This window comes from Aeromonas lacus (assembly GCF_000764665.1).
Lineage (GTDB): Bacteria > Pseudomonadota > Gammaproteobacteria > Enterobacterales > Aeromonadaceae > Aeromonas > Aeromonas lacus.
The window spans coordinates 58,063-71,693 of sequence record NZ_JRGM01000012.1 but is presented as its reverse complement, the minus strand read 5'-3'; the positions used below and the strand labels follow the sequence as shown (position 1 = coordinate 71,693).

The window sequence follows — 13,631 nt, the reverse complement described above, 5'->3', positions numbered from 1 at the left end:
GTTTAAGAGAGCGGAGAGAAGAGGGGGAGAGACCGGCATCCGCACAGGCTGGGATGCCGGACAGGCAGCGCGGGTCAGAGCAGTTCGTGAATTTCGGTCAGGATCTGGTCGACCCACTGCTCGATGCGGGAGTCGGTCTGGTCATACTGGTTGGCATCGTCGAGGGCCAGGCCGACGAAGTGGCGGCCATCGTCGATCAGCGCCTTGGAGGCATCGAACTCGTAGCCTTCGTTGGGCCAGTAGCCCACCAGCTTGACCCCTCTGGGCACCAGCTGATCGTGCAGCATGCCGAGGGCATCCTGGAACCATTCGCCATAACCCAGCTGGTCGCCGAGGCCAAACAGGGCGACGATGCGTCCCTCCAGATGGAGGTCGCCAATATCTTCCCAGCGGGACTCCCAATCCTCCTGCAGCTCGCCGAAATCCCAGGTGGAGATGCCGAGGATCAACACCTCGTAATCCTCCATCAGGCGCAGGGAGACATCCTTGATGTTGTGGATATCCACCAGCTCGGGGCCGATAAGGGCGCGGATCTTCTCGGCAGCCATCTCGGTGTAGCAGGTGGTAGAACCGTAAAACAGACCAATCTTCATCGCTCTTTTCTCTTTGGGCGCTTTCTCGCTTGCTCGTGTGGGCTGCACCTGTTGGCAACACGATGGGCAACATAAGGGGAGGGCGCCAGTCTAGCAGATTGGCTGCGCTCCTTCACCGCCCGATATCACGAGGAGATCAGGTCGCGGCAAGCGGCTTGCACATCCGCCAGGCAGAGGCGTTACAATGGGCCACTGTTCTTCTGACTGCGACCGACCATGAGCAAGCCCGAGCCACATCCCCTGATTGAACCCTTTCTCGATGCCCTCTGGCTGGAGCGGGGCCTCTCCGACAACACGGTCAGCTCCTATCGCACCGATCTGGAAAAATTCTCTCTCTGGCTCGATGAGCAGGGCAGCTCCCTGCTGCTGGCGGGGATGGACGAGATCCAGCACTACCTCGCATGGCGGGTCGATCATCAGTTTGCCGCCAGCAGCACCGCCCGCTTTCTGTCGGCCCTGCGCCGTTTCTACCAGTACCTCAACCGCGAGAAGATGCGCAGCGACGACCCCACCGTACTGCTGGAGGGGCCCAAATTGCCCAAGAAGCTCCCCTCCGATCTGAGCGAAGCGGAAGTGGAAGCGCTGTTGACGGCGCCGCTGGTGGATGATCCGCTGGAGCTGCGGGACAAGGCGATGCTGGAGCTGCTCTACGCCACCGGATTGCGGGTCTCCGAGCTGGTGGGGCTGACTGCCGAGCATGTCAGCTTGCGGCAGGGGCTGGTGCGGGTGGTCGGTAAGGGTAACAAGGAGCGGCTGGTGCCCATGGGCGAGGAGGCGATGTACTGGCTGGAACGCTACTACCGGGAGGGGCGAACCCTGCTGCTCGGTGGTACCAGCTCGGATGTGGTCTTCCCCTCCAAACTGGCCCGGATGATGACCCGCCAGACCTTCTGGCACCGCATCAAGCTCTATGCCCAGCGGGCCGGGATCAACGGCGAGTTATCCCCCCATACCCTGCGCCACGCCTTTGCTACCCACCTGCTCAACCACGGCGCCGATCTGCGGGTGGTGCAGATGTTGCTGGGCCACGCAGATCTTTCCACTACCCAGATTTACACCCATGTGGCCAACGAGCGGCTCAAAGCGCTGCACGGCGAACACCATCCCCGTGCTTAAGCCCGTTGCAGGCGATTCTTGCCCGCTTGTTTAGCCTGATAGAGGGCTGCATCGGCGCGAGCCATCACACTATCTGGTGCATCATTCTGGGATTCGGTAATGCCACCGCTAAAGGAGACGCTTAATCCCTTTTCCCGCCAATCCTGTTGCCCCATGCTGGCACGCCACAGCTCCATCAACTGCTGCGCGCTGGCAATATCCGTCTTTTCGAAAATGGCGACCAGCTCTTCCCCCCCAAAGCGGCACAGGGTTGCTTGTTCCTCCAGCAATTGGCAACCTAGCTGAGCAGTGCGCTTCAAAACGGCATCGCCGATAGGATGGCCATAGGTATCATTTATTTTCTTGAAGTTATCAATGTCGATAATTGCCAATATATATTGGCTATTTTCTTTATGCAGAGTGGCGAGCGTCTCTTCCAAATGACGGCGGTTGTACAAGCCGGTTAATGCATCACGCAGCGATTTTTCTGTTTCCGCCTGCATTTTGTCTGAAATCATCACAATTTCATCCTCCAGCTCCTCTATGCCAGCCAGCTTGGGGATAATAATCTGTTGCCCCGGTGGGGTTATACGCAATTGTCTAACAACTTGTACCAACGTGCTGATGGTATGTTCCAGACGTTGTCTGAAAATAATGGCAACCAGCGTGAACATCGATAGTGACAATACCAGAGTGATAAATATGGTAGGCAGCATTTCACCGATCAGTATATTGCTCTTGAAAGGAAAAACAGTAATAACTAGCCACGAAGGATTATTGTGAAGGGCATGATATGAAATGAGATCACCATTTTCGCTCATTAAGGTGCCGTTCCTGCCTTTTAATTTATAAATCCATGGTTGATCAAGTAGACTGCCGTTTTTCAGTGGGTCGCTATGAGCCACAATCATCTTGCTGTCCCGGTCAAAAAGCATATAGGCAACTTGATTACTGCTCTCCAGTATACGGCCTATACGTGCTGAAAAAACTTTCAAGTTCAGGTCTATGCCAATCACGCCAAGAAATTCCCTCTGGTTATTAAAAACAGCATGGGAAAGGGTGACGACCGGTGTTTTTTCAATTACATCAATGTAAGGGGAGCTCCAGATATTGGTGCCGGGATGCTCAATAGCATTGCGGTACCATGGACGTTCCGATTCTTTGAACTCTATCGGGGTTGGATGAAGAGAGAAATTGATATGCTTATTATCCTGGAGCATGTAGTACACGGTTTTTATTGGACCATCAGGGTAAAGAAGGTATTGCCAAATGTCGCGATAACGTTGTTTTAATTCCGGTGGAAGATCTCCATTATTTTCACTGATGTCGGCAATGATGATATTTATTTGTCGTTCAACTGAAGAGAGCGAGTTATCCCATTGCTGCGCAGTACTATCGTTAAAAAATCTGGCGGTATTCAGCAAGGTATTCTTCTGCATAACAGAAAAAAGATACGCACTACCCAATGTGGTCAAAACCAGTGGTAGGGCTAGCAGCAAAAGATAGCGGAGAATAAAACTGTGATTGGAGTTTGTAGCAGAGGAAGTTTGCATAGTCACGATGCCCATAGAATACATTGATGCCATGTAACCATAGCCTACGGGCATCGTGACACATATACACACCAGTCCGGGAAGTCGGCTTAACGCTCCTGTTGGGCTTTCAGCAGGTCGCGGATCTCGGTCAGCAGTTCCTGATCCTTGGTCGGTGCTGCAGGGGCGGCTGCCTCCTCTTCCTGCTTTTTCTTCAAGGTATTGATGGCCTTCAGCCCCATAAAGATGGCGAAGGAGATGATCAGAAAATCGATGATGGTCTGGATGAACTTGCCGTAGGCAATGACCACGGCAGGAGCGCTGCCTTCGGCAGCCTTCAGGGTGACTGCCAGGTCGCTGAAGTCCACGCCGCCCAAGATCAGGCCGATAGGCGGCATGATCACGTCACCGACGAAGGAGGAGACAATCTTGCCAAAGGCGGCACCAATAATGATACCGACCGCCATATCGATCACGTTGCCTCTGGATGCAAAGGCCTTGAACTCTTGTATCAGACTCATTCTTTCCTCCGAAATTAAGCACGCTAGCGTAACGGTCGGGCCTTGTTCTGGCGGCGATCCGCTATCGGGAGCAGGGTAGCAAGAGCACATGCTACCTGTTCTCCCTGACTAGCTTGCTGAGGTTGGCTCTGCTTGGCAATCAGGGGGGCGTGATTTTTTGGTTCAACCTGATATTAATTTTTCGATAAATAGCAGGTTGAATGCTGAACTGTGCTGCTGTACTTTGTTGAGTCCATTCATTCATGCCACGTGAGTAAAAGAGTGAAGTATTTACTACTGGGAATGATGCTTTTGTGCACATTTACTGCCAAAGCGGGGATGGATCCCCAGGCCTTGAAAACAGCCATATCCACCAGGCTGGGGATATCCGTATATACGGTTGATCAGACGCCTATTGCGGGCCTGTATATGCTGGGCACCTCCAAGGGGGTGCTCTATAGCGATGCCAAAGGGGATTATCTGGTACAGGGGGTCATGCTGGACATGACCCGGGACATGAAGAACCTGACCATCTCCGGCATGCGCACTCAGCGTCGACTGGGATTGGCGCAGGCAGCCCATGCTCCCATTGTGCTCAAGGCCCGGGATGAGCGTCATCGGGTCGCGTTGTTTCTTGGCGAGAAGGATGCGGCACGGCGTCAGCTATCCGGTACTCTGCAACATCTGCAGGCATCCGGGGTGAGCATCGCGATCTATCCGGTCATTGACCATGCCGAGCGAGCCACCGACTGGTGCAACGATCCCCTGCTGCAAAATTCGCCCTTCAAAGCTTATTTGCCTCAAAAGGAATGTAGTGAGACCCTTATCCAAAATATTGGCCTGAGCCAATGGTTGGGGGTAAAGGTACTGCCGGCCTGGATCTCCTCTGAAGGAGATCTGGTGCGGGGTTACCAGAGCCCTGAACAACTGCTCAAGATACTGGATAATTTTGATGCCTCTGCACATTCGTCGTCGTCCGCGAGTTGATGATTCCCATCTGCCCGCCAACCTGCATCCGCTGCTTCGCCAAATCTTCGCTAGCCGTGGCGTAGATGATCCCGTCCTGCTGGAGCGCAGCGCCAGCTCGCTGCTGCCACCCCAGCGCCTCTATGGCATGGAGCAGGCGGTGCCGCTGCTGGCCGATGCGCTGGCCGCCCAGAAACGGATCCTCATCGTCGGTGACTTCGACTGCGATGGCGCCACCAGCTCGGCGCTGTGCGTGCTGGCCCTGCGCGCCATGGGCGGCCGCCACATCGATTTTCTGGTGCCCAACCGCTTCGAGTTCGGGTATGGCCTTACCCCCGAGATCGTCGAGCTGGCGGTAGCCCGCGGTGCCGAGTTCCTGATCACGGTGGATAACGGCATCTCCAGCATTGCCGGAGTGGCGGCGGCCAAGGCGGCCGGCATGCAGGTACTGGTTACCGATCACCATTTGCCGGGTCAGGAGTTGCCTGACGCCGATGCCATCGTCAATCCCAATCAGCATGGTTGTGACTTCCCCTCCAAGTCGCTTGCCGGTGTCGGGGTCGCCTTCTACCTGATGGCGGCGCTCAACACTCACCTCAAGCAGTCCGGCTGGTATGAGCGGCTCGGCATCGTGGCCCCCAATGTGGCGGATTACCTCGATCTGGTGGCCCTCGGCACGGTGGCAGACGTGGTGGCGCTCGACGGCAACAACCGCATTCTGGTGCATCAGGGTTTGCAGCGGATCCGGGCCGGTCGCTGCCGCCCCGGCATTCAGGCGCTGGTGGATGTCTCCGGCCGCGATGGCCGACGCCTTACCGCCGCCGATCTCGGCTTCGCGCTGGGGCCACGCCTCAACGCTGTAGGTCGCCTTGATGACATGTCCCTCGGGGTCGCCTGCCTGCTCTGTGATGACCTCAATCTGGCGCGCCAGCTCGCCTCCGAGATGGATAGCCTCAATCAGGAGCGCAAGGAGATCGAGCAGGGGATGCAGCAGGAGGCGCTTGCCACCCTGGAGCAGATCCGGTTTCGCGATGGTGAGGTCCCATCCGGCATCGTGCTGCACCGCAACGAGTGGCATCAGGGGGTGGTAGGGCTGGTGGCCTCCAAGGTGAAGGAGAAGTACTACCGTCCGGTCATCGCCTTTGCCGAGAGCAGCGAGACCGAACTCAAGGGCTCTGGCCGCTCTATCCCGGGGGTGCATCTGCGCGATGCGCTGGAACTGCTCGACACCCGCCATCCGGGGCTGATGGGCAAGTTTGGCGGTCACGCCATGGCAGCGGGGTTGACTCTGCCCAAGGCCAATATCGAGGCGTTCGGTCGGGCTTTCGAGGAGGTCATCTGCGAGCTGGTGACGCCGGAGCTCTTGACCGGGGTGCTGCTCACCGATGGTGAGCTCTTGCCGGACGAGCTCAATATCGAGCTGGCGGAGCTTATCCGCGCCTCCGGCCCCTGGGGTCAGGCCTTCCCCGAACCACTGTTCGACGGCGAATTCGTGCTGGTACAGCAGCGGCTGGTGGGGGAGAAACACCTCAAGATGATACTGACTACCGATTCTGGCCATGCGGTCGATGCCATCGCCTTCGGCGTTGATCTCAAGCGCTGGCCCGATGCCTCGGTAAAGCGGGTACGTCTGGTCTACCGGCTCGACGTCAACGAGTGGCGCGGCAACCGCAGCGTGCAACTGCTGGTGGAGCATCTGGAGGCCGCCGGTCTCTAATCTTCAGCGCTGTCTTGTTGCGGATGACGGCCACCTTCGGGTGGCCGTTTTGTTTTGCCCGGTTGGTGCAGAGCCACTCTGGATGACAGTTTTTAATTGCTGGTTTCATGAGAGGGGTGATTTTAAGTATCGCAAGTTACCGCTTGGCATGGTGAAAAATTCAATAAAGAGATGAATCGTGATATATTCGCACTGTTTTATATTCTCTCTTCTGAACGGGACTGATCCCTTGCCGCTCTTTGGCCGACTCTCGACCCGGGCGATGGCCCTCGCCATTGCCTGCCTCTTGTGGCTTGCCGCCTCTGCTGCGGCAGAGGTTGTTGCAGCTCCCCGTCAGGAGACCGTTGGGCAGAGGGTTGCCCTGCAACTGCATGAACCCTCCGATCAGGGCTTGGCCAACAGTGTCAGCTTGCCGCCCGCAACCCAGTGGCGGCTTGGCTTCGAGCAGGGGCGGCGACTGGATGGTGCCCCTCATCCTGAGCTCTACCAGATGGTGCTGGCCTGGTTCCAGCACGAGATCCTGGGCCTGCTCTGCGGCCTGCTGTTTTTCCTTCCGCTCGTCTATGTCAGGCAGTTGTCCGGCTATTTCGGTTATCTGCACCGACGGCTGCTGCTTTGCCACCACCTGCAATATCGTTTCTGCCACAGCGACTCGGCCGCGGCTGCTTGCTAAGCGCCCGTCCGGTTGCGGTCTCTGCTCTGGCTGACTGACTCGATTCCGGCAGATTCTGCTTTTCGGTTAAGGGCCCTGTTGCCCCCTTGTTTCGTGCCTGTCAGCTGGCGAGCACAAAGAGGGGTCTATCCCGCATACCTGTGAGCAGATCCGATGGAATATTACGTAAACCTCTTTATCCAATCGATTTTTGTGGAAAATTTGGCACTCGCCTTCTTTCTTGGCATGTGCACTTTTCTGGCCGTATCCAAGAACATCAACACCGCCTTTGGCCTTGGCATGACGGTGTTGGTGGTGATGGTGATTGCCACCCCCCTGAGCAATCTCATCTACCGCCATATCCTGCGCCCCGGGAGCACCTTTTTCGGGGAGTTTGATCTGAGCTTTCTCGATTTCATCGTCTATGTCGGGGTGCTGGCGGCGCTGGTGCAGGTGATGGAGATGGTGCTCGACAAGCACTTTCCGGCGCTCTATCACGCCCTTGGCATCTATCTGCCGCTGTTGACGGTGCACTGCGCCATCTTCGGCGGGGTGATGTTTATGGCGCAGCGGGACTACGACTTCATCGAGTCGGTGGTGTATGGCGCGGGCTCCGGGCTTGGCTGGTTGCTGGCCATCGTCGCCATCGCCGGATTGCGGCAGAAGATGAAGTATTCGGATGTGCCGGAGGGCTTGCGGGGGATTGGCATCACCTTCATCGTGGCCGGGCTGATGTCGCTCGGCTTTATGTCCTTTTCCGGCATGTCGTTTTGACGCTGCAAGACAAAAAAGAGGCGCCTATGGGCGCCTCCTTTGTTATTCAGAGCGGATGGCTCAAAGCTCGCGGGCCCAGGGGTGCGCCTTGGGGCGCAGCGCCAGTGCCAGACCCAGCAGCAGGACGGTCAGACCGTAGAGGGGCCAGTTGCCAAAGCGCATATAGGGGGTAGCACCGTGGGCCGGGCGCACTTCGCTGCGCAGCACACCCGCTTCGAACTGCGGGATCTGGCCGATGATGCTGCCATCGATCTCGGTAACGATAGTGATGCCGGTGTTGGTGTCGCGCAGCAGCGGACGAGCCAGCTCCAGCGCGCGCATCCGGGCGATCTCCATGTGTTGCCAGGGGCCGATGCTGGTGCCGAACCAGGCATCGTTGGAGACGGTCAGCAGGAAGTCGGTATCCGGGTTGACGTTGCGGCGCACCTCTTCCGGGAAGATGATCTCGTAGCAGATGGCGGCGGCAAACTTGAGCCCCTTGGCGATCAGGTTGGGCTGCACCTCCTCACCCCGGCTGAAGGAGGACATCGGCAGGTTGAAGAAGGGGGCGATAGGGCGCAGCAGATCTTCAAACGGCACGAACTCGCCGATGGGCAGCAGGTGGTACTTGTTGTAGCGGTTGGGGTGGCCGTAGAAGTAGGACTCCTTGCCATCCGCATCCTGTACCCCCATGCCGAGCACGGTGTTGTAGAAGCGTTGCTTATCCTCGTCGTAGTGGATGATCCCTGCCAGCAGGCCGGTCTCGTTCACCTTCATCGCCTTGTCCAGATTCTCCAGATAAGGGCCCATGGTCTTCTCGAGGGCAGGGATCGCCGATTCAGGCCAGACGATGATGTCGGCATCCTGATTGTCGCGGCTCAAATCCTGATAGGTGCGTACCGTGGGGGCCAGCGCTTCCGGATCCCACTTGAGGGACTGGGCGATATTGCCTTGCACCAGCGCCACCTTGACCGGTTCGCCACGGGTTACCCAGTTGAGCTGCATCAGGCCGTGAGCGCCGGCAGCCAGCAGGGCGGGCACTGCCAGCCAGAGCGGGGAGCGGGATTTCCACACCAGCCAGATGGCGGAGGCGGAAAAAAGCAGTGCCAAGGTGATGCCCTGTACCCCGAGAATGGGGGCAAATCCCTTGAGCGGGCCGTCGATCTGGGTGTAGCCAAACCAGAGCCAGGGGAAGCCGGTCATCACCCAGCCGCGCAGCCAGTCGGCCAGCAGCCAGAGCGCCGGGAAGGCGAGCAGCCAGCGGCTCCAGTGACGACCGCTGAAGAAGCGGGCAAAGAGCCAGCAGGCCAGCGTCGGATAGAGCGCCAGATAGGCGGAGAGCCCGGCCAGCAGCACGAAGGCGACCGGCAGCGGGATGCCGCCAAACTCGGTCATGCTGACGTGGATCCACCACAGACCCGGCAAGAACAGCCCCATGGCGTAGCCAAAGCCGCGCCAGGCCGCCTGTTTGGGACTGGCCTTATCCAGCAGGGCGTAGAGGCCGAGCAGGGAAGGAATAACCAGCGGCCAGTAGCCGAAGGGGGAGAAGGCCAGCACGGCGATGGCACCAGAGGCCAACGCACTGAGGCTTAACAGAATTTTTGAAGTAACAGGAGATAATCTCACGGGCGATGGTGCTCGTCTTGGTCTGCAACTGGGTCGAATGGCCGGTATCTTACCCTGTACGGTTGCCAACGGCGAGCCTCGTGCCGTCCAGATAGCACAACGCCCCGAGGTCGGGGCGTTGTTCAATGCGTTCAGGCGGCTTACTGGGGTTCAGATTGCGCCACGGCGTGGTTCTCGGGGATCTTCACCTGCAACTGCTGCAGGCGGCGCTTGTCGGCGTGCATCACCTTGAACAGGTAGCCGTCCAGCTCAATCTCCTCACCCTTCTTGGGCAGGTGGCTGAAGGCGTGCATTACCAGACCACCCACCGTATCCACCTCTTCATCGCTGAACTTGGTGCCGAAGAAGTCGTTGAAATCCTCGATCTCGGTCAGGGCGCTGATGGAGAAGACCCGCTTGCTAAGGCGGCGGATCTCGTCCGGCTCATCCTCGATGTCGTCAAACTCGTCGTCGATCTCGCCAACGATAAGTTCCAGTATGTCTTCAATGGTCACCAGACCGGAGACGCCACCAAACTCGTCGACCACGATGGCCATGTGGTAGCGCTCTTCGCGAAACTCCTTGAGCAGGCGATCAACGCGCTTGCTCTCGGGGACGATCACCGTGGGGCGCAGGATCTTCTCGAGCTGCAACGGTTCGCTGGCATGGTGGCCACCGAAACCGAAGGGAAGCAGATCCTTGGCGAGCAGAATGCCCTCGACATGGTCCTTGTCCTCGTTGATCACCGGGAAGCGGGAGTGACCCGATTCGATGATCACCGGCAGGATCTCGTCGATCGGCTGGGACTTCTCGATGGTGACCATCTGGGAGCGGGGGATCATGATATCGCGTACCCGGAGATCGGCGATCTCCAGCACCCCTTCGATCATGTCCTTGGTGTCCTGATCGATAAGGTCACGCTCTTCGGCATCGGCTATCACTTCTACCAAATCATTGCGGTCTTTTGGCTCGCCCTGGAAGAGTTGGCTGAGCTTGTCGAGCCAGGTTTTCTTCGGCGAGCCGGTACTAGGGTGATCGTCGGTCATTTTTTCTCTTGGTTACTCATTGAATATACGGGGATTTCACTTCAGCTATATGAGGATGGCAGCCATCTGTTTCAAGCCGATGAACTGCCATGCTGCACATTACTCTTCGTCGCTCTGATAAGGGTCGGCAAAGCCCAGCTCCTGCATAATGTCGCGCTCAAGCGCTTCCATCTCTTCGGCTTCCTCATCCTCGATATGGTCATAACCTAGCAGATGCAGACTGCCGTGCACAACCATGTGGGCCCAGTGGGCCATGAGGGGTTTGCCCTGCTCCTGTGCCTCGTGCTCCACTACCTGACGGCAGATCACCAGATCGCCCAGCAGCGGCAGCTCCAGACCGGGTGGCGCCTCGAACGGGAAGGAGAGCACGTTGGTGGGCTTGTCCTTGCCGCGATAGGTGAGGTTGAGCTCGTTGCTCTCCGCCTCGTCGACGATGCGCACCGTCACTTCTGCCTCCTGCTGGAAGCCGAGAATGGTGCCGTCGAGCCAGCCCTGCAGTTGGGCCTCGCTTGGCAGACCGTCGGTGCTGGCACTGGCCAGTTGCAGATCCAGGGTTACGCTCATTGCTCGCTCTCTTTGCTGGTGTTTGCTTGGCCGGCCACCTTCTCGGCTGCCTGCTTGGCGTCGAATGCCTCATAGGCCTGCACGATGCGGGCCACCACCGGGTGGCGTACCACGTCGGTAGACTGGAAGAAGTTGAACGACAGACCATCAACGCCCTGCAGCACTTCCAGCGCGTGGCGCAGGCCGGATTTGGCATTGCGCGGCAGGTCGATCTGGGTGATGTCGCCGGTCACCACCGCCTTGGAGTTGAAGCCGATCCGGGTCAGGAACATCTTCATCTGTTCGGTGGTGGTGTTCTGGGCCTCATCGAGGATGATGAAGGCCTCGTTGAGGGTTCGACCGCGCATATAGGCGAGCGGCGCCACCTCGATGATGTTGCGCTCCATCAGCTTCTCGACTCGCTCAAAACCCAGCATCTCGAACAGGGCGTCGTAGAGCGGGCGCAGGTAAGGGTCGACCTTCTGGGAGAGATCGCCGGGCAGGAAGCCGAGCTTCTCGCCCGCTTCCACTGCCGGACGGGTCAGCAGAATGCGGCGGATCTCCTGACGCTCCAGCGCATCCACAGCCGCCGCCACCGCCAGATAGGTCTTGCCGGTACCGGCCGGGCCTATGCCGAAGCAGATGTCGTGGCGCACGATATTGGCGATGTATTGGGCCTGATTGGGACTGCGCGGTTTGATGAGACCACGCTTGGTCTTGACCGTCACCTCCTTGCCATAAGGGATGGAGGGGGCCGGTTCGTCATCCTGCTCCAGCACCCGCGACTCCAGAATGGCCAGATGAACCATGTCGGGAGTGATGTCGGTTACCTTGCCACCCTTGAGGGGCTGGGTTTCTACATAGAGGTGCTTGATGATGACGGCGGCGGCATCCACCTGGGCCTGCTTGCCCAGCAGCTGGAAGTGGTTGTCACGGTAGCTGATCTCGATGCCGAGGCGGCGCTCCAGCTGCTTGATGTTGTCATCGAAGGGGCCGCAGAGACTGGCAAGACGCTGGTTGTCGGCGGGTTCGAGATGCAGGTTCAGGGTCGAGAGGTGTCGGCTCACAATATCCTCGTATCAGGGCGCTCCCCATCCGCCGGGCGGATGGGGAGGGGGAGATTAATGGGGAGTGAAGGCGGCCACGCCCAGCTCGTCCGGCACGTTGTCGGGACGACGGGCCAGAATGTCGCTCGGGGCGGTGGCGATGCGCAGGTTCATCTCGCTCTCGCCGCGGATGAATTTGCCGCGCAGAGAGTTGGGCAGCACTTCGGTGATCTCCACGTCGGCAAAGCCGCCGATCAGGGTATGGGCTCCCTCGAAGTTGACCACCCGGTTGTTCTCGGTGCGGCCGCACAGCTGCATCGGGTCGAGCTTGGAGGGCCCTTCCACCAGGATGCGTTGGGTGGTGCCCAGCATGGAGCGACCAATCTGCATCGCCTGATTGTTGATGACGTGCTGCAGGCGGGCCAGACGGGCTTTCTTCACTTCCATGTCGACATCGTCGGGCATGTCGGCGGCCGGCGTACCGGGGCGCGGACTGAAGATGAAGCTGAAGCTCATGTCAAAGCCCACATCCTCGATCAGCTTCATGGTCGCCTCGAAATCCTCATCGGTTTCGTTCGGGAAGCCAACGATGAAGTCGGAACTGATGGTGATGTCGGGACGGGCAGCGCGCAGACGACGGAGTTTGGATTTGTACTCCAGAATGGTGTGCGGGCGCTTCATCATGGTCAGGATACGGTCGGAGCCGCTCTGCACCGGCAGGTGCAGGAAGCTGACCACTTCCGGGGTGTCCTTGTAGACCTCGATGATGTCGTCGGTGAACTCGATGGGGTGGCTGGTGGTGTAGCGGATACGGTCGATGCCGTCGATGGCGGCCACCAGACGCAGCAGCTCGGCGAAGGTACAGATGCCGTCGTCATGGGTCGGGCCACGGTAGGCGTTGACGTTCTGACCGAGCAGGTTCACTTCGCGTACCCCTTGCTGGGCGAGCTGGGCGATTTCATAGAGCACGTCGTCCAGCGGTCGGCTCACCTCTTCACCGCGGGTATAGGGCACCACGCAGTAAGTACAGTATTTGGAGCACCCTTCCATGATGGAGACGAAGGCGGTTGCCCCTTCGGCACGCGGTTCGGGCAGGCGGTCAAACTTCTCGATCTCGGGGAAGCTGACGTCCACCTGGGCGCCACGTCCCTCCTGAACCTGTTTGATCATGGTGGGCAGGCGGTGCAGGGTCTGCGGGCCGAACACGATATCGACATAAGGAGCACGTTGGCGAATGGCATCGCCCTCCTGGGAGGCCACGCAGCCACCGACACCGATCACCAGACCGGGCTTGTTTGCCTTGAGCTTTTTCCAGCGGCCCAGCTGGTGGAACACCTTCTCCTGCGCCTTTTCGCGGATGGAACAGGTGTTGAGCAGCAGCACATCTGCCTCTTCCGGCTCCTCGGTAAGCGTGTAGCCATTGCTGGCATCCAGCAGGTCGGCCATCTTGGACGAGTCGTACTCGTTCATCTGGCAGCCCCAGGTTTTAATGTGAAGTTTCTTGCTCATTGCTACTCTTGACTGGTTTTGAATTTGGCATGGTCAAAGGACCGGGCATTTTACTCCGCAATCGTGAGACTGCC

The 13,631-nt window shown here is 58.5% G+C and carries 13 protein-coding genes; 5 read left to right on the top strand and 8 right to left on the bottom strand.

From position 1 onward, the window contains the following. Positions 1–74: 74 nt before the first annotated feature. Positions 75–593, bottom strand: coding sequence for a flavodoxin FldB (gene fldB, locus LG31_RS0101305; protein WP_033112705.1), 519 nt, complete (start codon positions 591–593; stop codon positions 75–77). A 216-nt stretch (positions 594–809) separates the two neighbouring features. Here fldB and xerD point away from each other — a divergent pair, with 216 nt between their 5' ends. Continuing rightward, entirely contained in the window at positions 810–1,709 is a 900-nt protein-coding gene (gene xerD, locus LG31_RS0101300; protein WP_033112704.1) for a site-specific tyrosine recombinase XerD, read from the top strand. Here the strand turns inward: xerD and LG31_RS0101295 are convergent. Both LG31_RS0101295 and mscL read right to left on the bottom strand, forming a co-directional pair. Continuing rightward, positions 1,706–3,241 (bottom strand): sensor domain-containing diguanylate cyclase, encoded by a 1,536-nt coding sequence (locus tag LG31_RS0101295; protein WP_033112753.1) that lies wholly within the window; start codon positions 3,239–3,241, stop codon positions 1,706–1,708. The two genes, xerD and LG31_RS0101295, sit on opposite strands and share 4 nt — an antisense overlap. 89 nt (positions 3,242–3,330) lie before the next feature. Next, entirely contained in the window at positions 3,331–3,741 is a 411-nt protein-coding gene (gene mscL / locus LG31_RS0101290) for a large-conductance mechanosensitive channel protein MscL (protein ID WP_033112703.1), read from the bottom strand. Positions 3,742–4,059: 318 nt separating this feature from the next. On the opposite strand from mscL, the gene LG31_RS0101285 reads away from it, so the two are divergent. The 4 genes from LG31_RS0101285 to nqrE all read left to right on the top strand — a co-directional run bounded on the left by LG31_RS0101285 (position 4,060) and on the right by nqrE (position 7,829). Continuing rightward, a complete protein-coding gene (locus LG31_RS0101285) occupies positions 4,060–4,707 on the top strand; it encodes a disulfide isomerase DsbC N-terminal domain-containing protein (RefSeq protein WP_050513379.1) in 648 nt (215 codons plus the stop codon). Further along, entirely contained in the window at positions 4,673–6,403 is a 1,731-nt protein-coding gene (gene recJ / locus LG31_RS0101280) for a single-stranded-DNA-specific exonuclease RecJ (protein ID WP_033112701.1), read from the top strand. The genes LG31_RS0101285 and recJ overlap by 35 nt, the downstream gene beginning before the upstream one ends. A gap of 229 nt (positions 6,404–6,632) precedes the next feature. After that, on the top strand, positions 6,633–7,076 hold the full coding sequence (locus LG31_RS0101275) for a hypothetical protein (RefSeq protein ID WP_238567458.1): 444 nt from the start codon (positions 6,633–6,635) through the stop codon (positions 7,074–7,076). Between the two features lie 153 nt (positions 7,077–7,229). Then, the gene (gene nqrE / locus LG31_RS0101270) at positions 7,230–7,829 is read left to right on the top strand and encodes an NADH:ubiquinone reductase (Na(+)-transporting) subunit E (protein WP_033112700.1); all 600 of its coding nucleotides are present in this window, start codon (positions 7,230–7,232) and stop codon (positions 7,827–7,829) included. 60 nt (positions 7,830–7,889) lie between these two features. On the opposite strand, the gene lnt is transcribed toward nqrE, so the two are convergent. The 5 genes from lnt to miaB all read right to left on the bottom strand — a co-directional run bounded on the left by lnt (position 7,890) and on the right by miaB (position 13,557). Next, complete coding sequence (gene lnt / locus LG31_RS0101265; RefSeq protein ID WP_033112699.1) at positions 7,890–9,434, bottom strand: apolipoprotein N-acyltransferase; 1,545 nt, start codon at positions 9,432–9,434, stop codon at positions 7,890–7,892. 140 nt (positions 9,435–9,574) lie between these two features. Further along, the gene (gene corC, locus LG31_RS0101260) at positions 9,575–10,459 is read right to left on the bottom strand and encodes a CNNM family magnesium/cobalt transport protein CorC (protein ID WP_033112698.1); all 885 of its coding nucleotides are present in this window, start codon (positions 10,457–10,459) and stop codon (positions 9,575–9,577) included. Positions 10,460–10,558: 99 nt separating this feature from the next. Beyond that, positions 10,559–11,023 carry an rRNA maturation RNase YbeY gene (gene ybeY / locus LG31_RS0101255; RefSeq protein WP_033112697.1) on the bottom strand — a complete coding sequence of 155 codons (465 nt, stop codon included), beginning with the start codon at positions 11,021–11,023 and terminating at the stop codon, positions 10,559–10,561. Then, complete coding sequence (locus LG31_RS0101250; RefSeq protein WP_033112696.1) at positions 11,020–12,069, bottom strand: PhoH family protein; 1,050 nt, start codon at positions 12,067–12,069, stop codon at positions 11,020–11,022. Before LG31_RS0101250 ends, ybeY begins: the two co-directional genes overlap by 4 nt. A gap of 54 nt (positions 12,070–12,123) precedes the next feature. After that, positions 12,124–13,557, bottom strand: coding sequence for a tRNA (N6-isopentenyl adenosine(37)-C2)-methylthiotransferase MiaB (gene miaB, locus LG31_RS0101245; protein ID WP_033112695.1), 1,434 nt, complete (start codon positions 13,555–13,557; stop codon positions 12,124–12,126). Positions 13,558–13,631: the final 74 nt, after the last annotated feature.